Source organism: Oceanobacter sp. ABM4_470, from assembly GCF_056158645.1.
Genome location: NZ_JBSWTR010000001.1, coordinates 852,528 through 873,764 on the forward strand (window position 1 = coordinate 852,528; position 21,237 = coordinate 873,764).

Here is a 21,237-nt window from a genome sequence, read left to right on the forward strand (position 1 = left end):
GTCACTTTGTCTGAACCGGGGCTATTCTTTAACAGTCCATAAAGCCGGTTATTTGATTACGGCGTCGCGAGTGTTGACTTTGGCGGCGTATTCAAGGAAGGTTGATGTATATTCAAACGGTCGTATGAATCACTTGTTTGAAATATTGCTGTCAGATGGCGACGCCCCGAGGTATCGCCAATCGCAGCAAGACAGCAGAATAACAATGACTACTGCTAACAACGCCTCAGAGCACCAGCAGTCCCAATCGCTAACTTCACACTTGGAGATCAGTTGATGATTTACGAAGGTAAAGCCATCACGGTAAGCATGATCGAAGGTGACATCGCCGAACTGAAGTTCGACCTTCAGGGCGAATCCGTCAATAAATTCAACCGCGCTACCTTGCAGGAACTGGAACAGGCCACCAAAGCCGTTGCCGCTGCTGACGGGGTAAAAGGCGTACTGATCAGCTCTGGCAAGGATGCTTTCATTGTCGGTGCCGATATCACTGAATTCGGCGGCTACTTTGCTGGCAGCGAAGAATCCATCGTCGAGTGGCTGGGTTTCGCCAACTCCATTTTCAGTGCGGTGGAAGACCTGCCAGTACCAACCTTGTCGGCCATCAATGGCGTTGCACTGGGTGGTGGTATGGAAATGGTACTGTCGACCGACCTGCGAGTGATGGCCGACAGCGCCAAAATCGGCCTGCCGGAAGTGAAACTGGGCATCATGCCGGGCTTTGGTGGCACCGTGCGTCTGCCACGTGTGATTGGTGCGGATAACGCCATCGAATGGATCTGCATGGGCAACGAGCAGCGCGCCGACAAAGCGCTGGCTGACGGTGCGGTGGATGCGGTCTTCCCGTTGGAAAGCCTGCGTGAAAATGCCATCGCGATGCTGAAATCCGCGATTGCGGGTGAGCTGGATTGGCAGCAGCGTCGTGCCGATAAGACTGGCAAGATGAAGCTGAACCCGATGGAATCCATGATGGTGTTTGAAACCGCCAAAGGATTCGTTATGGGTCAGACCAAAGGTCAGTACCCAGCGCCAATCATGGCCATCAAGACCATGCAGAAACACTGCAGCATGACCCGCGAAAAAGCCCTGGCGGCTGAAGCCAAGGGGTTTGCAACACTGGCCAAAACCACCGAAAGCCAGGCTTTGATTGGTCTGTTCCTGAACGACCAGCTGCTGAAGAAGAAAGCCAAGGATTACGACAAGGTTGCCAAGCCGACCAACAAGGCGGCGGTATTGGGTGCCGGCATCATGGGTGGGGGTATTGCTTACCAGAGCGCCTACAAGGGCACACCGATCCTGATGAAAGACATCAACGAAGCGGGCATTGAGCTGGGCTTGTCTGAAGCCAACAAGCTGCTGTCCAAGCGCGTTGAAAAAGGCAAGATGACTGCTTACAAGATGGGCGAAGCACTGAACCGCATTCGTCCAACCCTCAGCTACGGCGATTTCGGCGATGTCGATGTTGTGGTTGAAGCGGTGGTTGAAAACCCGAAAGTCAAAAAAGCCGTATTGGCCGACCTGGAAGATCAGGTAACCGAAGACACCGTGGTGACTTCCAACACCTCGACCATTTCCATCGACCTGCTGGCCGCTGACCTCAAGCGTCCGGAAAACTTCCTTGGTATGCACTTCTTCAACCCGGTACACATGATGCCGCTGGTGGAAGTGATCCGTGGTTCAAAGACCTCCGAAGAAGCTGTTGCCACCGTGGTTGCCTACGCCAAGAAAATGGGCAAAACCCCGATTGTGGTGAACGACTGCCCGGGCTTCCTGGTTAACCGTGTGCTGTTCCCTTACTTCGCGGGTTTCTCTGCGCTGGTGCGCGACGGTGCCGACTTCCAGAAAGTCGACAAGGTGATGGAGAAGTTTGGCTTCCCAATGGGCCCGGCTTACCTGCTGGACGTAGTGGGTATTGATACCGGTGTGCACGCCAACGAAGTGATGGCTGACGGCTTCCCGGATCGCATGAAAGCCGACTACAAGACTTCGATGGAAGTGATGTTCGAAAACGAGCGTTACGGCCAGAAGAACAACAAGGGTTACTACAAGTACGAGAAAGACCGTAAGGGCAAGCCGAAGAAAGTGGTCGACGAAGCCGCCTACGAACTGATCAAGCCTGTAGTTGCTGAGTCAAAAGACTTCGAAGCCGATGAGATCATTGCTCGCTGCATGATTCCAATGTGCATTGAAATTGCTCGCTGTCTGGAAGAAAACATCGTTGCGACTCCGGCAGAAGCCGATATGGGTCTGATCTTCGGTATTGGTTTCCCTCCATTCCGTGGTGGTGCTTGTCGCTACATGGACACCGTTGGCATGGCTGAGTTTGTGGCCCTCTGCGACCAGTTTGCGCATCTGGGCAAACTGTACGAGCCAACTGCCCGTATGCGTGAAATGGCCGCCAATGGCGAAAGCTACTTCGGCAACACCGAAGCGGCAGAATAAGAGCGAATCTGGAGATCAATATGACAACCCTGAATCCAAAAGACGTGGTAGTGATCGACGCGGTTCGCACGCCAATGGGCCGCTCGAAAGGCGGTGTATTCCGCAACGTGCGTGCTGAAACCCTGTCGGCGACCCTGATCGACGCCTTGTTCGATCGCAACCCGAACGTGCCAGCCAAACTGGTGGAAGACATCATCTGGGGCTGTGTGAACCAGACCAAAGAGCAGGGCTTTAACGTCGCCCGCCAAATCGGTCTGCTGACCAAGGTGCCAAAAGAAGCCGGTGCCCAAACCGTTAACCGTCTGTGTGGTTCTGCCATGAGTGCGATTCACACCGCAGCTCAAGCCATTATGACGGGCAACGGCGACGTGTTTGTGGTCGGTGGTGTTGAGCACATGGGTCACGTTGAAATGACCCATGGTTTTGACCACAACCCGGCCTCTTCCAAGCACTTCGCCAAGGCTTCCAACATGATGGGCCTGACCGCTGAAATGCTGGGCAAGATGCACGGCATCAGCCGTGAACAGCAAGACGCGTTTGCCGCTCGCTCTCATGCTCGCGCCCATCAGGCGACGCTGGATGGCAAGTTCAAGAACGAGATTGTTCCGTGTCTGGGTCACGACGCTGACGGCAAGCAGATTCTGGTTACCGAAGACGAAACCATCCGTCCGGAAACCACCGCTGAAACTCTTGGTAACCTGCGTCCGGCGTTTGATCCAAAGAGCGGTACCGTAACAGCGGGTACCTCTTCGCAGATCACCGATGGCGCTGCGGCCATGCTGCTGATGAGTGCGGAAAAAGCCGAAGAGCTGGGTTTGAAGCCACGTGCTCGTATCGTATCCATGGCTGTCGCTGGTGTGGATGCGGCCATCATGGGTTATGGCCCGGTGCCTGCGACCAAGAAAGCGCTCAAGCGTGCCGGTCTGGAAACCACTGACATTGATTACTGGGAGCTGAACGAAGCCTTCGCGGCTCAGTCACTGCCATGCATCAAGGACCTGAAACTGACCGAAATCGCCGACGAACGTATTAACGTTAACGGCGGTGCGATTGCGTTGGGTCACCCACTGGGTTGCTCCGGTGCTCGTATTTCCACCACGTTGTTGAACGTGCTGGAAGACAAGGGCGGTCGTTATGGTGTCTCCACCATGTGTATCGGCCTGGGTCAGGGCATCGCCACTGTGTGGGAACGTCTGGACTGATACAGGCTTTTCGTTGGGCGTAATTTGCTGGGCGGGGCCCAGCCTACGGTCAAAGCGGCCTGTAGGTTGGGCCTCGCCCAACAAGCTCAGTGATCTACCCATAAAAAACGCCCGCCTGAGCAATCAGGCGGGCGTTTTTTGTGGTGCTAATAACTTCTGGACCATAACTCTTGTCAGTCAAACAGCGCCTGGTCGAATTACATCGGCATTGGCGCAATACCAATCAGCAATGCATGGAGCCAGAAGGCAAAAGCCGCCCACAGCGCCAAACCAATCACTACGGAAATGCCATCCCACGCAATTTTACCCTCGCGAACCACGCCATTGGCACGATCGCGTTTGCGATGAATGATATAACCCACCACACCCCACGCCAGGAAGGAACCAAACAATAGCACATCGTGCAGGCCGCCGTTGCAAAGCAAATGACCAAAGGCCCAGGTCTTGATGGCCAACAGCATGGGTGAGCCGGTTTTGGCCTTGATCCAGCTGCCAGGCACCAGGGCTGCGCCAACAAAAATAGCAGCAAACACCGTCAGTAACAGGTTGATGTGGTTCATCCAGAACGGCGGAATCCAGAGCCACAAAGGGTCCATACGGGCGGCGGCGTAACCGTGGGCGATCAACCCCAGACCAACGACGGCGCCAATCGAGTGCACAGCGCGGTAGGGAAGTTTGCCAAACTGCTGCATCAGCCGATCTCTCATGTCGGGGGAAAACAGCACCACCGAATGAATCCCCAAAAACAGAACCAGTCCAAGAACAAGCATAATCATGGTGTGCCCCAATTAATCGTTGTAAGCCTCAATAGCGCAGGTATGGTAGCCATTATGCGGCAGTGGCTCCAGAGATCCTCTGAATCACCCTGCTCAATAAAAACAATAACAACAAAAGGACCTGGCCATGCACGCAGCAGATCAATCTTCGTCCCCAACTCGCTCGCTGTTGATGGTGACCGCCTGGGTATTGCTGGCCTTTGCCGCTAATTCCTTGCTGTGTCGCTGGGCCATGCGGGAATATCACTTCGACCCCGAGCTATTTACTGTTATTCGCCTGACGTCCGGTGCGCTGATGCTGTCGCTGTTGTCAGGTTTCAAGCGCGGTGGCAACGAAAAGCGATCCTTGCCACTGCTGAACCGTCGTAACGGGTTACTGGGGCTTGGGCTGTTTGTCTATGCCGCGGCGTTTTCGGCCGCTTATATCCACCTCGATACCGGTTTGGGAGCGTTCGTCCTGTTCACAACCGTGCAGCTGACTCTGCAACTCACGGCATTCTGGCGAGGTCAGCGGCTGAATGGTTGGCAGGTGGCCGGAGTCTTGCTGGCGATGCTGGGGTTGGCCGTGTTGCTGTTGCCGGGCAGTGAAATCCAGCGATGGTGGCCGGTCATTGTGATGGTGCTGGCGGGCCTGGGATGGGCGGGTTTTGTCGTAATGGGGCAGGGGTCAACCAATCCACTGGCTGATGTGCAATCCGCTTTTGTCGTCGCGTCATTTATTTCGGTTTTATTGTTGCCGTGGGTGGAACTATCTCCGGTGCCAGAAGGCTGGCTACTGGCACTGGCATCCGGTGTTGTCGCCTCGGGAATTGGCTATTTTGGTTGGTATCAGGTACTGCCCAGGTTGGGCATCCAGCTGGCAGGGCAGCTCCAATTATTGGTGCCACCACTGGCCGTTGGAATGGGCGTTGTGGTGTTGGGAGAGCCTCTGACCTTACTGATGTTGGCGGGAATGGCGCTGATTATTGGCGGTGTTTTGCTGGTACTCAGGTTCAAGCGCTAGGGACTCCCCCCGGCACATTGTCGATATTGGCAAGCAGATGGCGGTTGCTGTGGAAGGCAGGCAGAATGGGGGTTGCTGATGGTGTTGTCATTTTGCCTGCCGATTTGGTGCCACTTTGAAAACGTTGTTTCCGGTATTTTCCAACGGTCTGCGGATAAGCCTTTTGATGTCCAGGCAAAGTTTATGCTTCACGGCTAGTAATTCTAAAAATCTAAGTTACTAAACGATAAATAAAATAACTCAAACTCGTTGCCGTTCGTTTAATAAACTTTACCGTACGTCTGAAAAGAATGGGTTTGTTGAGCAAACAAGTGTTCAATATCGTTCTATGCTTATGAGATTTGACTATATATATTGTTGCCAATAGCATAATAAAACGATTATCAATGATCCGGTTCATGCTTTAATGCCGTCTATCGTGACGTCATAACAGGATTGCATCCGGTTTTGTCTATAATCTTGTCACAAAGAAAAACAAAGTCCTGACAGTCTGTTACCAGAATTCAGGCTACGCTGGCGCACAGGGTGCGGCCCTAAACCGCAACGGTGGCGGCGTATGCAACAATCTGCAAGGTTATCCACGCTGTTTTACCTGTCCGGATTGAATGCAACTCCATCGCATGTGCTCAAACAAACCGCACAAGCTGGCTGCGTTGTACCCAGCCACTCCGTTACACCGATTAGAATTGCGATAATAGAGGGAATGAACAATGGCATTTGTGGTAGCCGAAAGTCTGGCTGAACAAATCGCTAATCACCTGGCCACCCGGATTATTCAGGGTGACATGGTGAATAACGAAAGAATTCAGGAAGCCCGTATTGTTAATGAGCTTCAAGTGAGCCGTGGTTCTGTTCGCGAAGCTTTGTTGATCCTGCAACGACTTCATCTGGTCACTATTTTGCCGCGTCGCGGTGCGTTCGTCAGTGAGCTGAATGCCGATCGTGTTCGTGGTTTGTATCGCCTGTACGGCAACCTGCTGGAGATGCTGGCTGAACGTCTGGTATGGAAAGCCAATGAAAGCGACAAGCTTGAACTGGGCCGGTTGATTGAAAAACTACGCAACAGCGCAGCCATTCATGATGAGCACTTGTTCGCAGAAGCCAGTTTTGAGTTGATCAGCGCTGCAGCCATCGTGGCAGACAACGAATACCTGACCACTGCACTGGAAAACCTGCGTCCGCCCGTGCATCGCACGCTGGCTCTGGCTGTGCGCGAAAACCTCAGCGAAATCGATGAATGCACGCGCTTTATTACCGACCTGGTAGAGTGCTCGCTGAAAGGTGACATCGATTCCGTACCGGCTCAGGTGAACCACTACTTCAAGCACCACAGTGCGCTGGTGATTGGTGCCATCGAAAAAGGCGAAGCAGGGGAAGTAACCGCCGTTAACGCCTGATTCCGGTCGCTACTCTGATCGTATGGGGCTCGCCAGAGCCCTTATTCCCTCTGTTTCTGCCAGTTTGACCGCTATGGGCACTCTCAACAGCCCAGTGCTTGGTCTGAATGGGGTTCTGGCACTCAAGAACCGTATTCAATTGCAGTCTGGCTGGTTATCATAGCCAGTCAGTTCAGTTGTTTGGCACCCACTCATTATGCGCCTGAAGGCCATCAAACTCGCCGGTTTCAAGTCGTTCGTCGACCCGACCACCGTTCCCTTTACCACCAACATGACCGGCATTGTCGGGCCCAATGGTTGTGGCAAATCGAACACCATTGATGCCGTGCGCTGGGTAATGGGCGAAAGCTCCGCCAAATACCTGCGTGGCGACGCCATGACTGACGTTATCTTCAACGGCTCATCCGAGCGTAAGCCCGTCGGCAAGGCCAGTGTGGATCTGGTGTTTGATAACACCGACCAAACCTTGCGTGGCGAATACGCCGCCTACACCGAAATCAGCGTGCGCCGCCAGGTAACACGCGATGGCCAATCGACCTATTTTCTGAACGGCAGCCGCTGTCGCCGCAAAGACATCACCGACCTCTTCCTTGGCACCGGCCTTGGACCGCGCTCCTACGCCATCATCGAACAGGGCATGATCTCGCGCCTGATCGAAGCCAAACCCGAGGAATTGCGCGTTTACGTCGAAGAAGCCGCGGGCATTTCGCGCTACAAGGATCGTCGTCGGGAAACCGAAAATCGCATGCGCCGCACGCTGGAAAACCTGGAGCGCTTGCAGGACATCCGTGATGAATTGGAACGCCAGCTTGGCCACCTGCAACGACAAGCCGACGCCGCTGAAAAATACAAGGCACTGAAAGCGGAAGAACGCAGCAAAAAAGCCCAGCTGCAAGCCCTCAAATGGCAATCGCTGAACAACGACTACCAGCAACGGGAATTGAAAATTGCCGAGCTGGAAACCCGCATGGAGCAGCACAACGCTGAACAAACCCGGATCGAGCGGGACAACGAAGCCCTGCGTTTGCAGCAATCCGAACACAACGAGCGCTTTCAGGAACTTCAGGGCCAGTTCTACGAAGTGGGTGCCCGGATTGCTCGTCAGGAACAGAAAATTGAGCACCAGTCGCAAATGTCGTTGGAGCTGGATCGCAACCTGGCTGAAGCCGACCGTCAGATTGAAGAAACCCTGCAAGCGCTGGAAAACGATCAGCTCGAACTGGAACGGCTCGATAACCAGAATCTTGATCAGGAAGAAGAGCAGGAGCTGCTGTGCGAACAGCTGGAACAAGCACGGCTGGAACTGGAAGACGTCGAAGCACTGCAAGCACGCTGGCAAGACGACTGGCAGCAATTTACCCAGCGGGCAGGTGAACCTGCACGGCAGGCCGAAGTGGCGCAATCCCGCATTGCTTCGCTGGATCAGCAGCTACTGCGGCTGGATCAGCAAATCCAGCGTCTGAACAGCGAAAAACAGCAGCTGCAAGACAATCCTGAACTGGAAGAAATCGAGCTGCTACGCGAAGAAGTCAGCGAATTTGAACTGCAAGCCGAAGAGCAGCAAATGCGCGCTGAAGAAGTGCGCGAACAAGTCGAAGCAGCGCGCAGCAGCATCGAAACCCAGCGTAAGCAGGTAACCGAAGGGCGTGAGCAACTCAGCCAACTGAACAGTCGCAAGGCAACCCTGGAAGCCTTGCAGAAAGCCGCCATGGGCCAAAGCAATGAAAGCGTCTCTCGCTGGCTTGAAAGCCGGCAGCTGGCGCGAGCGCCAAGGTTGGCGCAGCAGCTACAAGTGGAATCCGGCTGGGAGCAAGCCGTTGAAATTGTGCTGGAAGACCACCTGCACGCTTTGCTGATAGACGATCTCGATCAAGCCGCCAAATGGCTCGATAGCCTCAACGAAGGGCGGTTGGTGTTTCGCGACAAGGCCGCTCCGATGCTGGATTCGTCTGCCGCTGCAAGCGATGCTCTGTTACATAAGGTCAGCGCCAATACGGGTCTGGCCGACTTGTTGGCTGGTGCTCGTACCGTAGCGTCGTTGCAGCAGGCGTTGCAGCAACGCAGCCAGCTGGACGCTGGCGAATACTGGATCACTCCGGACGGCACTCGCATTGGCCAGCACTGGATTCGGGTGCACAAACAAGCGGAAGAGCAAGGCAGCCTGCTGGCGCGCCAGCAGGAAATGGAGCTGCTGCACGAGCAGTGGGACCAGCTCGATATGGACGTTGAAGATTGGGAAGTGGAGTTGGAATCCGCCCAGCTGCGGATGCACACGCTGGAACAACAGCGCGACAGCGCCCAACGCGAATGGCAGCAGGCCAGCGCCCAATTGACCCAACTCACCTCGCAGTTGGCGGCCAAACAGGCCCGTGCTGAACAGTTTGCCCAGCGCAGCGAACGCATTGACAGCGACCTCGAAGAGGCCCGCGAACAGCGCATGATGCAACAGGAAGAACTGGAGCAATTGCGGATTGAACGACAGCTTGCTCACGACGCTATTGAAACCCACGCGGATGAACGTGACCGGCTGCTGGAGCAACAAAGCGAATTCAAACTGAAGCTGGAAGACGCCCGAGCCCAGGTTCAGCAACAACAGCAGGTCTGGCACCAGTTTGAACTGGGTCAACGGGAAACCAGCAGCCGCAAGCAGGCACTGCAAACGGCTGTACAGCGGCTCGAACTGCAATTGCAGCAGTGGCGTCAGCGACGTCAGATGGTGCTGGACAGTCAGCAGCAGGACCACAGTGCCGATCTGGAACTGCTGAAAGCCGAATTACAGCAAATGCTGGAACAGCGTCAGGAAGCCGAACTCAAGGTGCAGGAGGCTCGCCGGGCGCTGGACGAAACCGAAGCCGGCTTGCGGCAACTGGAAGCTGATCGTAGCAAGGTCGACCAGCACATACTGGATGTTCGCAATCAGCTGGAATCGGTGCGGATGGAGTGCCAGGCGCTGGATATCCGCCGTCAGGCATTGATTGAGCAGTTGCAGGAAGAAAAACTCACGCTCAAGGACGTGCTGGAGAACATGCCAGAAGACGCCGACAGCGAACGTTGGCAGCAGGATCTCGAGGACATCGCAGAAAAAATCCGTCGACTGGGTAACATTAACCTTGCCGCTATCGACGAATACAAGGTTCAGTCTGAACGAAAAACCTATCTCGATGCCCAACACCAAGATCTGGAAACCGCACTGGCCACTCTGGAGAGTGCGATTCAGAAAATTGATCGTGAGACCCGTACCCGATTCAAAGAGACCTTTGATAAAATCAATGCGGGACTGGCCGACCTGTTTCCGAAAGTATTCGGCGGTGGCCATGCTTCGTTGGATTTGACCGACGAGGACATGCTGACGACGGGCGTTGCCATCATGGCGCGGCCGCCGGGCAAGAAAAACAGCACCATCCACTTGTTGTCGGGTGGTGAAAAAGCACTGACCGCTATTGCTCTGGTGTTTTCTATTTTCCAACTGAATCCGGCACCGTTTTGTATGCTGGACGAGGTGGATGCGCCACTGGACGATGCCAACGTCGGTCGTTATGCCCGACTGGTAAAAGCCATGTCAGAAAAGGTGCAGTTCATATACATTACGCACAACAAGATTGCGATGGAGATGGCGTCCCGATTGATGGGCGTCACAATGCAAGAACCTGGTGTTTCCCGACTGGTATCTGTCGATGTCGAGGAAGCTGCCGAAATGATTGAATAATTGTGATTTCCCGTGCTGTTTACATCGGGTTGCTGTGACATCAGACCCCAGCCAAGGGAAACGTGGATAAGAGGAATTTAAGGACATGAGTTGGCAAACCCTGACCATCATTCTTGGCTTGCTTGTGGTGGTTATTATTGTTTTGGACGGTTTGCGCCGGATGCGCAAAGCCCGTGCCGAAGCCCTCAAGCTCGATATTAAAAACGACTTCAACTTCCCTGAAAGCGATGACAACCCGGAATTGCCAACCGGTGGTTTTCGTGTGGTTGGTGATGACGATGAGGCCGCTGGCCCTGATGGCAAATCACCAGCCGGCAAGCCTCGAGAAGAGAAAAAACGCCCGGAGATCCCGACCATGCGCGGTCGCGTGGCCGCTGCCCATACAGGCTCGGCGAGTACTGCTACCGGTAGCTCTGCAGCGGTTCATAAGCCGGCCGAGCGAAAGGAACCCGTGTTCAAGGATCTGGATGCTGGATTTGATGGCGATGATCTGGGACCGGTTCGAGTTCGCAGCGCCGTGGACACTGACCAGTCAGCCCAGAGTAATAAACAGCACAGCCATGAACAGCAACCGGCACCAGAAACGGTTCTGGAAACGCCACAAGCCACTGAGCTGAGCACACCGCAAGGTGACCAACTCGATGTGCCAGCTGAGGCGGCTTCAGAGCAGACTGTGGATACCCCGGTCGTTGACAACACGGCGGCCCAGAGCGAATCCCGAGTAGACGCTTCTGATTACAGTGGCAGTGATAATGACAACGACAACGACCAGATGCAGGAAAACATCCAATCCTGGTTGAACACACGCACCCGCGAAATCGAGGAAGAGCTGGTGCCCCTGCAGGAAACGGCTTCCATCATTCCGAAGGCTCGCCCGGTGGATCTGGACGAAGACGTACCGTTGTTGATGTCGGTGGAATCCCTCGGTCAGGAACTGGACATGGAATTGTCGAAGCTGGAAGGCAAAGACGTCAGTGCTGCTTCTGATGACTCCAATGGCAGTGAAAGCGAACAGCTGTTAGATGGCGACGACACTGACACATCGCCACGTCGACAAACGCTGGAAGAATCCTTGACCGGTCCATCCGAGTACCACAAAGGCGACAAGCCAACCCTGCAAGAAGAAATCGACATGCAGGAAGAGCAGGGTGAAGACCAGGGCAGTGAGCTGGTTATTTACGCCAACGACGATGCGGAGCAATTGGCCGATCGGGCACAGGCGGAAGTGGTACTGGTGATTAATGCCGTAGCACGAGACCCGGAAGGCTTTTCTGGCCGCTCGTTGCTGCACCTGTTCGACGGTTGTGACTTGCGCTTTGGCCACGAACGTATTTTCCACCGTTTTGAAGAAGCGGATGGCAAAGGACCGATTCAGTTCTCGGTCGCACAAACCTACGAGCCGGGTATTTTCAATCCGGCCACCATGGAAGACGAACGTTTTTCCGGGTTGACCTTCTTTATGAGCTTGCCGGGTGCAGAACGCCCGTTAGAAGCTTATCAGGCCATGTCTGAAATGGCCCGTGTGCTGGCCGATCACCTGCATGCTGAACTGCGCGACTCCTCTCGCAGCACGTTCACCAAACAAACGGTTGAACACGACCGTCAGCAAATCCAGGAATACGAACGCCGCAAGGCCCTCAAGGCCAAAAAGATGGCTGCCGGCAAGCGTCGCTGATCCTTGTCAGCACAGCACGGAATCATGCCCAGCTAACAGCTGGGCTTTTTGTTTTTAACCCGGCTGCCAAATGGGCCGGGTACGAATGTTGAGAAAGCAGATACATGGCTACTCCAGGCACCGCCTCCGACCGTATTAATGCCCTTCGTGAGCAGATTAACGACCACAACTATCGCTATTACGCACTGGATGAACCCGCGATCCCGGATGCTGAATACGACAAGTTGATGCGTGAGTTGCAGACGCTGGAAGCAGACAATCCGCAGCTGATTACCAACGACTCGCCAACCCAGCGGGTGGGTTCTGCACCTTTGTCGGCGTTTGACGAGGTACAGCATGAACTGCCAATGCTGTCCCTCGACAACGCCATGAATGCTGAGGAATTTCGGGCGTTTTATCAGCGGGTTCAGGATCGTCTGAAATCCAGCACGGATATTGAATTGGTGTTCGAGCCCAAGCTCGACGGCCTGGCAGTGAGCTTGCTGTACGAAGACGGCCAACTGGTTCGTGCTGCGACTCGCGGCGATGGCACTACCGGTGAAGACGTCACCACCAATGTGCGTACTATCCAGAACGTACCACTGAAGCTTAAGGGTACAGCCGGAGATTACCCGCAGCGCGTTGAAATCCGCGGTGAAGTCTATATGCCAAAGCCGGGCTTTGAGGAATACAACCGCAAGGCCCGTGAAGCCGATGAAAAGGTATTTGCCAACCCGCGGAACGCTGCTGCGGGTTCCTTGCGCCAATTGGATTCCAGCGTTACCGCCAAGCGTCCGTTGGAGTTCTGCGCCTACAGCGTGGGCGTGGTATCTGATGAGTACAGCTTTCCGGAAACTCACCGGGCGGTGCTGGACCAGATTCGCCTGTGGGGCATCAAGATTAACCCGGAAACCCGTGTGGCTCTGGGCGTTGAGCAGGCGCTGGAGTGCTATCAGGCGTTAGCTGAAAAACGCATGGGGTTGGATTACGAAATCGACGGTACCGTGTTCAAGGTGAACAACCTGGCATTGCAGCAGCAGCTGGGCTTTGTTGCTCGTGCACCGCGCTGGGCCATTGCCTTCAAATTCCCGGCAGTGGAGCAAATGACCCGCTTGTTAGCGGTGGATTTTCAGGTCGGCCGAACGGGTGTCCTGACACCGGTTGCTCGTCTGGAGCCGGTTCAGGTTGCAGGAGTGACCGTCAGTAATGCCACATTACATAATATGGATGAAATAGTTCGGCTTGATGTTCGTATATTCGATACGGTCGTTGTAAGGCGAGCAGGTGATGTGATTCCCCAGATTGTGTCTGTGGTTAGATCAAAAGGGACTGGCAATACCAAGAAGATCTACATGCCTTCACGCTGCCCAGTGTGCGATTCTCACGTTGAGAAAGTCGAAGGTGAAGCCGTGTCCCGCTGTACCGGCGGTTTGGTGTGTGCTGCCCAGCGCAAAGAGGCCATCAAACACTTTGCTTCCCGCAAGGCGCTGGACGTGGAAGGTTTGGGCGACAAACTGGTCGACCAGCTGGTGGATGCCGGCTTGATCGACTCCGTCGACGATCTTTTCCATCTGACCCTGGATGATATTGCCGGTCTGGAACGCATGGGTCCTAAATCTGCTCAGAACGTGCTGGCCGCTTTGGAGAAAGCCAAATCCACCACGTTGGCGCGTTTCCTGTACGGTTTGGGCATTCGTGAAGTGGGCGTGGTGACGGCGCAAAACCTGGCAGCGCACTTTGGTTTCCTGCAGTCCATTATGGATGCCACGCTGGATCAGCTGATTGCAGTGCAGGACGTAGGTAACGTTGTTGCCGAGCACGTGATGAACTTCTTTGCGGAAGAACACAATCGCACCGTCATCGAACAGTTGCAGAAAGCCGGTGTTCATTGGGATGAAGCAGAACCGGTTGCAGCGGCCGAAGGTGAATTGCCGCTGGACGGTCAGGTGGTGGTGATTACTGGCACGCTGTCGGTGCTGACCCGTGATGAGGCCAAGGCGCACTTGCAGGCGTTAGGTGCAAAGGTGACGGGCAGTGTATCGGCCAAAACCGACTTTCTGGTGGCGGGCGAGAAAGCCGGTTCCAAGCTGGCTAAAGCCAACCAATTGGAAGTGCCGGTCAAGGATGAAGCCGCGCTGGTGGCCTTGTTGGCTGAGCACGGCATCGTGGTTGGCTGACCTGCTAGCTCCGGGGCGCAAACATAATGATGGCCATGCCCAGCATGGCTATCAGCGTCCCGACGATATCCCACTGCGATGGTCGAATCCCATCGACCAGCCAAAGCCACAGAATTGCCACAAAAATGTAGACGCCGCCGTAAGCGGCATACACGCGTCCCGCTGCCGTTGGATGCAGCGTCAACAACCAGGCAAAGGCTGCCAGGCTCAACGCCGCAGGCAGTAATAGCCAAACGGATTTACCTTCGCGTAGCCACAAATATGGCAAATAGCAGCCGATGATCTCGGCCAATGCAGTCAGCACAAACAGGCCAATGGTCTTGAGCTCTGGCATTAATCGATTCCTTAATTCGGATACAGCGGCTGGTCAGGGTTTATGGTCTGATGCGCCGTCCGCGTACGGCTAGTGGCCGTCGCTGATTTTCTTAGTGCTTTCAGCTCATTCAAAAGCGTTTTGCCATCAAACCGCATCAGTTCGGCGCGGTCGGAAAAAAGGCTGGCGTCCAGTTGTTGCAGCAATCCTTTCAGCGTTTCACTCTGTTGAGTCAGGGCTTCCGTGTTGCGGGCGCCCAAAGGCTGTTCGGCCATTACCCACTGCTGCAATGCATTTCGAATAGCCAGTGTATCGGTGGTTTTGCAGGCGGCTTGCAGTGCTTGCCACTGGTTGTTGGTGGGTGTTTCGTCGTTGCTCGGCGCTGCATGGCGGCGCTTTGCAGATTGCTTCAGGGTCATCAAAATAACCGCCAGCCAGCCCAGTATGGCCAGTGCCCAGCCGGCAATGGCCCACCAGCTCATTGGTAAGCCCAGCCACTCGGTTTGCTGGTGGGCATCCAATTGCAGCCCATCTGTTTGCTGTAAATCGCTTTGGTTTGCTGGAACGGCGGCTTGTGAATGTTGTTTGGGCCCTGCTGGCAGTGGGATCGCCTGATGTACCGGATTGGCGCTGATGGTCAGCGTTTTTTCTGGCAGTGTGGCGTACTCCAGCTGGTTCTTACGGGTGTTCCACCACGGGATGCGGATTTCTGGCAGCACCAGTTTGCCTTCGCGGGTTGGCACCATGGCGATGGATTGCTGGAACTGGCCGGACACGCCAGTGGAGCTGGGGATATCCTGATGTTCCGGTTGATCCGGGTACTGCTTCAGGCCTGCGGGTTGCGGTAAATCCGGCAGTACAATTTGGCTGGCCGACATGCCTTTGGTATCAACAATCAGGGTTCGGGTAATCGGGTCGCCTACTTTCCAATCCGCCGGATCGGCGCTGAAGTGTTCCTTCAGCGTCAATTGCTCCGCAGGTAGCCAGGGCGCAGCGGGGTACTGGGCCGGAATCGGCAGGATGTTCAGTGTAATGGGCTTGGTGTTGGCACTGATCATCTGGCGGCGGCTGGTGTAAGGGTAGGACGGGTCCTGAACAATGGCGGTGGCTTGAAAACGTTGCCCCGGAATCACCAGTTCACCGGCTTTCTCCGGCTGGATGGTGTAGGTGCGCTCATAAACGCCAACCCGGTCGCCATCGATGACGCTGGTGTACTGTTTGGCATCTCCCATTTGCTCCACACGGGCATCTTCGACCGCCAGATCGGACAGCGACGCATCGCGGTGATTGACCTTGAAGTAGAGCTTTTCGGTATAGAGAATCTGGCCCTGAACGTAGTAAGCCGGTTGCGGCTGCACCTGTATATCAAAAAAGGCGTTGCGACTGGCTTGCTCGCGCACGGCGTCGGACATGGGCTTGACCTTGATGGCCAGCGGTTGGCTGGTTTGGCCATTGATGGTCAGTGCCGGAATGGTCAAATTGCCGGTGCGTTTGGGCAGTAGCATCAGATTCCATTCGGTGCTGGAACTGCTGCGGCCGTTGATCCAGCGCGAGTTGCTCATGCGGCTGGGGCCTTGAACAATATCGAAGTCCTTGCGTAAACCAGAGAAGTCCGGCGTACCGGTGCTGATTTGCGGGTCGTGGGTGAGCGTAAACTGGATGGTTTCCTGTTCGCCCACCATATTACGGTCTACCTTGGCGGTAAGGCTGTCGGCCAGTGCGTTGTGGCTGGTCAGGATGGCCAGCAAAATGATCATCAGCCACATCTTGGGCATACATGGCTCGCCCTTGAGCCAGCGACGAATCACCATAGTACTTCCTCTGGATCGTTCTCTTGTTGTTGCTGCTGTGAATACTGGTACAGGAATTTACGCTGTAGCAATTTACCTGGTTGGTCGGGCACCCGGTTCAGCCATTGGCGCAGGTTGGCTTGTTGTTCGGGGGACAGGTTTTTCAAACTGTCGGCCGGAATATCACCTAACGGCTGTACGTTTTGAGGCGTCTGGTCATCACCTTGTTCGCCAGGTTCCGCCGTCTGAGCAGTCTGTGCCTGATCTTGCTGTCCCTGATCTTGTCCTTCTTGTTGCTCTTGGCGCTGCTCGGTGGACTGCTGCTGTCCTGCTTCGGCATCCGATGGACGTTGCTGGTTTTGCTGCTGTTGCAGGCGCTGCTGGAAGTCCTTGTCATTTTGTTGTTCGGATGTGTCGCTGTTACCAGATTGGCCTTGCTGATCATTTGCCTGATCCGAAGGCTGGCCCTGTTGTTGACCCTGTTGGCCACTTTGACTTTGCTGCTGGCCCTGATCTTTTTGGTTAGAGCCTTCTTGATTCGAGCCGTCTTGGTTAGAACCTTGTTGACCCTGGCTGTTCTGTTGCTGACCTTGATCTTGCTGATTCTGCTCATCACCTTGGGAAGAATCCTGTGACGAGTTGTCGGAGGAGTCTTGAGACTGGTTTTGATTTTGCTGTTGCTGTTGCTGCTTGAGCGCCTGTTCAACAATCTTGCGATTACCGATGGCATCTTCCATGTGCGGGCTTTGCGCCAGCGCCTGGTCGTAGGCGTCCAGAGCCTGTTGCAGCTTGCCCTGCTGGGCAAGGGCATTGGCCTGGTTGTAATAGCCTTCGGCTGTCGGGTTTTGCTCCAAAGCCTTGGCAAACGCATCGGCTGCGGCCTGATAGTCGCCGGCTTTGTAGGCGGCACTGCCTGCCCATGACGAATCTTCGAAGCGTTGGGCGGCGGCAGCCGGATCGGTCGCCATCAATTGTGAGCCTTGCTGATCGGGGGTGGACCACAGGTTATCCCAGACGCTGGACTCTGCAGGCGCTGTTGCGACTTGCCCAGCTTCTTCGGCATAAGCCGGTTGGGCAGGGATGGCACTGCTGAGCAATACCGCAGCCATCACGCAAACGGCGAAGGTACCTTTGCGAAACACCAGCAGGGCCAGAGGCAGCAGAGGCAGAAGCAGCCAGTAGCCTTCATCTATCCAGCTGTCGTACTGACGCTGGATGCCATCACTGTCTGCGGCTTCGGCGTTTACGGGTTGTTGGCGAATCAGCGATTGCCAGTCGTTATCCAGCAGGCTGATGGGCTGCCATTGAATGCCGGTTTGTTGCTGTAATTGGCTGAACGGCGCGGTGTTCAGGCTGGGCAGTACCATGGCGCCGTTGCCATCCTGCAAAAAGCCGCCCTTGGGTAACGGAATGGGTGCCCCTTCCTTACTACCCAGCGTAATGATGCCCAGCTGGAAATCCGGGGTGTCGAGGGCGCTTTCAATACGGCCAATGTCACGGTCCTGAATGCCGTCAGTAATCAGCAGCAGCTGCGCTCCTTTCTGCCCGGCGTCCCGAACCAGATGCTGGGCCAGTTGGATGGCCAGGTCTGGTCGACTGCCGGCTTTTGGCATAATGAACGGCGACAGTGCTGGCAGCAGGTTGGCGATGGTTGCGTTGTCGTCGGTCAACGGCGTCACGGTGTGGGCGTCACCGGCGTAGGTGACCAGTGCTGTCAGACCATCGCGGCGGGTGTTGAGAATGTCGTGGACTTTCTGAATCGCCCGTTCGGCACGGGACGGTTTAACGTCTTCTGCGGCCATTGAGTACGACATATCCAGCAGCACCACCAACGAGTCGTCATTCTTGTAGACCGGCTGTGGCAGCTTCTGCCAGCTGGGGCCTGCGGCGGCAAAAATCGCCAGCAGGCCGCCAATGGCCAGCCAGCGCAGCTGCGGCATGTGCTGGCCGGACGGCGCCTGTTCGACCATGTGATCGATCAGTTGTGGGTCGATCACCTGATGCCACTGTCGTTGCTGTTTGCGGCGTTGCTGGCCCAGCAACAACAGGGAAACCAGGGGTATCAGCATCAATAACCACAAAGGGCGAATAAAGTGGAAGGATTCCAACAGCGTGCTTTCCATTATTGGCCTCCTTTTACAGGGTCAGTTTCCGATTTGTGGCTCAACCGTTGGAACGCTGGAACTGCAGCCTGAGCGAGCCATAGCAGCATGGCGATCGTCAGTGCCACCCCCAGCGGCCACTGGAACAGGCTGTGCTGGGGACGAAATTGTTCGGGGTCTTTTTCGGTGGGTTCCAGCTGGTCGATCACGTCGTAGATTTTCTGCAATTCTTCAAAGTTGCGGGCGCGATAGAACTCCCCACCGGTGACTCTGGCGATTTCGGTCAGGGTGGTTTCATCCAGATCCCGTGACGGGTTGACACGGCGACTGCCAAATATCGAAGGCACCACCATGGAATCGGCTCCTAGGGCGATGGTGTAAATGCGTACCTGATTGTCTGCTGCCAGTCCGGCGGCTTTGATCGGGTCGACTTCGCCAGCGGTATTGGCACCGTCGGTTAATAGCACAATCACGCGGCTGTCGGACGGCTGCGACAGCAGCCGCTTGACGCCAAGGCCGATGGCATCACCGATGGCGGTTTGCTCTCCGGCGAGGCCAATCTGGGCTTCCAACAGGTATTTGCGTACGGTTTCCCGGTCGAAGGTAAGTGGTGACTGAACGTAGGCGTTGGAGCCGAACAGAATCAGCCCCAGTCGGTCGCCCTGACGCTGGTCGATGAAGTCGTTGACCACGTATTTCACTGCATTCAAACGCTGGGTCCAGCTGCCGCTGACCTGCATATCTTCTACTTGCATACTGCCGGATATGTCGACGGCCAGCATCAGGTCGCGGCCACTTTGGGGCAGCGGTACGGCTTCGCCCATTTGAAATGGCCGTGCAACGGCGGTCACCAGACAGCACCAGGCCAGCAGGGCTAACAGGCGTTTCAAATTGCTCTCACGGCCAGGCCCAGTGCTTTGTTGTTCCGTCGACCACTGTTGCAGACGACTAACGCGCAGGGCGGATTGCTGCGGTTGGCGTGGGGTTAAAAAGGCGCGGGCCAGCAGTGGCAGTGGCAGCAGCACAAATGCCCATGGCCAATGCCATTGCAGGGATTCCATAAAGGCCAGCAAGGTGTTCATGCGCTGGCCTCCACTGTTGTTTGGGGTTTGGCTGTGGGATCAGCATTCAACAGCCAGCGGCAGCTTTGCTCGTGCAAGGTTTGCAAAGCCGGTAAAGCAATGGACTCGGGGTTCTGGTAGTGGCCTTTCATCAGCAGTTCGAGGCTGTCCTTATTGAAGGCGTTGACGCAGTACTGGTCCAGCGCCGTCAGCCAGGGCTTGCCAATCAGGTTCAGGTTGTGGGGAGCGTGGGTTTTCATCCACAGTTTCAGGCAGGTTTGCAGTTCAATCAGATACTGCTGGCGCTGGCTGGCGTCTTCCAGGTTGAGGTTGCCCATCTGGATCTGTAAACGATCGACCCATGCTTGCGCTTGTTGGCGGCGCAGTTTGCGTTGCCGTGCTGGCACCCATAAGTGGCGATAGCTCCAGGCCGCTGCGGTGGCAATAACCACCAGCAGCAGAACAATCACAATCCACCAGCCCGGCGCCAATGGCCAGAAGCCAATCGGCTCGGGCAGGTGAATGTCTGCCAGCGGCAGTTGTTGTGTGGTGTTGGCCATCAGTTGTGGCCTCCTTTCCAGCTGCCATCCGAACAGCCTGGTGAACGTCCAGCCGAGCTGTCGATAGGCTGGCTGACGTTTTGGCTGAAGCCCATGCCCTCACGCAGACGCGTTAGCGGGTGGTCGGTGGTGCACACGGAAATCAGCGGTGTCGACAGCCGCATCATGTGGTTGTGTAACGCTTGCTGATGCTCGGCGAAGGCTTGCTGGTGTTGCTGCCGCTGTTGGCGGTGAGTGTGAATATTGCTGCGCTGGTGGCCGTCGGTCAGTGTCATTAACCCCATGTCGGGCAGTTCGGCTTCCAGTGGATCATGGACCTGAATGGCGGTGATGTCGCAATGGCGTCGCAGCTGGAATAGTTGCGCTTCGGCGTCGCTGCTCATACCTCGCCAGTCGCTGACGATGTAAATCGCGGTACCCGGACGGGCAATGCGGCGCAGGTTCAGCATGAGCTGGTAGAAGCGTTGTTGTTCGTCGGATTGGCTGGCCCGGGGTGTGTCATGGTCACAGAAGTCGGTGATTGAACGAATCAGTTGCAGTACCTGGCGGTTGCCGGTGCGCGGACGGATATCCAGTTCGTCGGTCTCGCTGAACAGCAGTGCCCCCAGTCGATCGCCTTCGCGTACGGCAGCCCATCCCAGCAAGCTCAGCAGTTCGGCGCAAACGAGCTGCTTGAGAGTACGGCGACTGCCAAAATTCATGCTGGCGCGGAAATCGCCTACCAACAGTACCGGCCGTTCGCGCTCTTCCTGATACACCTTGATATGGGCTTCACCAGTGCGAGCGGTGACCCGCCAGTCCATTGCCCGTATGTCGTCACCGGCCTGATAAAGGCGGTTTTCAGCGTAGTCTAGGCCACGGCCGCGAATGGCCGACGCGTGGCCACCCGACATGGCGCTGAGGACCTTCTTTTGTTTGCGCAGCGGCAGGCGCGTGGCCAGCTGGCTCAGTGCGGTGAGCTTGCTGGTGTCTGCCTGCGGGCCGTGATGAAACAGCTCAAAGCCGGAAAATTCGCCAGTTCCGTTCATGGCTGTGTTGTTCTCCGCGAGTCAAA

At 55.6% G+C, this 21,237-nt stretch carries 14 protein-coding genes; 7 read left to right on the forward strand and 7 right to left on the reverse strand.

Annotation, left to right across the window (positions count from 1 at the left end):
* Positions 1 to 276: 276 nt before the first annotated feature.
* The gene (gene fadB / locus ACXADJ_RS03760; RefSeq protein ID WP_028294364.1) at positions 277 to 2,442 is read left to right on the forward strand and encodes a fatty acid oxidation complex subunit alpha FadB; all 2,166 of its coding nucleotides are present in this window, start codon (positions 277 to 279) and stop codon (positions 2,440 to 2,442) included.
* A 20-nt stretch (positions 2,443 to 2,462) separates the two neighbouring features.
* Positions 2,463 to 3,644, forward strand: a complete 1,182-nt coding sequence (gene fadA / locus ACXADJ_RS03765; protein WP_036536729.1) for an acetyl-CoA C-acyltransferase FadA — start codon at positions 2,463 to 2,465, stop codon at positions 3,642 to 3,644.
* Between the two features lie 197 nt (positions 3,645 to 3,841).
* On the opposite strand, the gene ACXADJ_RS03770 is transcribed toward fadA, so the two are convergent.
* The gene (locus tag ACXADJ_RS03770) at positions 3,842 to 4,420 is read right to left on the reverse strand and encodes an NnrU family protein (RefSeq protein ID WP_475063246.1); all 579 of its coding nucleotides are present in this window, start codon (positions 4,418 to 4,420) and stop codon (positions 3,842 to 3,844) included.
* 127 nt (positions 4,421 to 4,547) lie between these two features.
* Between ACXADJ_RS03770 and ACXADJ_RS03775 the strand changes: the two genes are divergently transcribed.
* From ACXADJ_RS03775 to ligA, 5 genes are all read left to right on the forward strand, one after another.
* Positions 4,548 to 5,423, forward strand: coding sequence for a DMT family transporter (locus ACXADJ_RS03775; protein ID WP_475063249.1), 876 nt, complete (start codon positions 4,548 to 4,550; stop codon positions 5,421 to 5,423).
* A gap of 710 nt (positions 5,424 to 6,133) precedes the next feature.
* A complete protein-coding gene (locus ACXADJ_RS03780; RefSeq protein WP_475063254.1) occupies positions 6,134 to 6,820 on the forward strand; it encodes a GntR family transcriptional regulator in 687 nt (228 codons plus the stop codon).
* Positions 6,821 to 7,016: 196 nt separating this feature from the next.
* Entirely contained in the window at positions 7,017 to 10,526 is a 3,510-nt protein-coding gene (gene smc, locus ACXADJ_RS03785) for a chromosome segregation protein SMC (protein WP_475063259.1), read from the forward strand.
* Between the two features lie 85 nt (positions 10,527 to 10,611).
* A complete protein-coding gene (locus ACXADJ_RS03790; protein ID WP_475063263.1) occupies positions 10,612 to 12,201 on the forward strand; it encodes a cell division protein ZipA in 1,590 nt (529 codons plus the stop codon).
* A 104-nt stretch (positions 12,202 to 12,305) separates the two neighbouring features.
* Positions 12,306 to 14,357, forward strand: a complete 2,052-nt coding sequence (gene ligA, locus ACXADJ_RS03795; protein WP_475063268.1) for an NAD-dependent DNA ligase LigA — start codon at positions 12,306 to 12,308, stop codon at positions 14,355 to 14,357.
* A gap of 4 nt (positions 14,358 to 14,361) precedes the next feature.
* On the opposite strand, the gene ACXADJ_RS03800 is transcribed toward ligA, so the two are convergent.
* The 6 genes from ACXADJ_RS03800 to ACXADJ_RS03825 are packed head-to-tail and all read right to left on the reverse strand — an operon-like array spanning position 14,362 to position 21,211.
* Positions 14,362 to 14,691, reverse strand: a complete 330-nt coding sequence (locus ACXADJ_RS03800) for a YnfA family protein (protein WP_028294358.1) — start codon at positions 14,689 to 14,691, stop codon at positions 14,362 to 14,364.
* An 11-nt stretch (positions 14,692 to 14,702) separates the two neighbouring features.
* On the reverse strand, positions 14,703 to 16,481 hold the full coding sequence (locus ACXADJ_RS03805) for a BatD family protein (RefSeq protein WP_475063273.1): 1,779 nt from the start codon (positions 16,479 to 16,481) through the stop codon (positions 14,703 to 14,705).
* A complete protein-coding gene (locus ACXADJ_RS03810) occupies positions 16,475 to 18,583 on the reverse strand; it encodes a vWA domain-containing protein (protein WP_475063276.1) in 2,109 nt (702 codons plus the stop codon). The genes ACXADJ_RS03805 and ACXADJ_RS03810 overlap by 7 nt, the downstream gene beginning before the upstream one ends.
* On the reverse strand, positions 18,583 to 19,644 hold the full coding sequence (locus ACXADJ_RS03815) for a vWA domain-containing protein (protein ID WP_475063279.1): 1,062 nt from the start codon (positions 19,642 to 19,644) through the stop codon (positions 18,583 to 18,585). Before ACXADJ_RS03815 ends, ACXADJ_RS03810 begins: the two co-directional genes overlap by 1 nt.
* Positions 19,641 to 20,183, reverse strand: coding sequence for a DUF4381 domain-containing protein (locus tag ACXADJ_RS03820; protein ID WP_475063281.1), 543 nt, complete (start codon positions 20,181 to 20,183; stop codon positions 19,641 to 19,643). Before ACXADJ_RS03820 ends, ACXADJ_RS03815 begins: the two co-directional genes overlap by 4 nt.
* Positions 20,183 to 21,211, reverse strand: coding sequence for a DUF58 domain-containing protein (locus tag ACXADJ_RS03825; RefSeq protein ID WP_475063285.1), 1,029 nt, complete (start codon positions 21,209 to 21,211; stop codon positions 20,183 to 20,185). Before ACXADJ_RS03825 ends, ACXADJ_RS03820 begins: the two co-directional genes overlap by 1 nt.
* Positions 21,212 to 21,237: the final 26 nt, after the last annotated feature.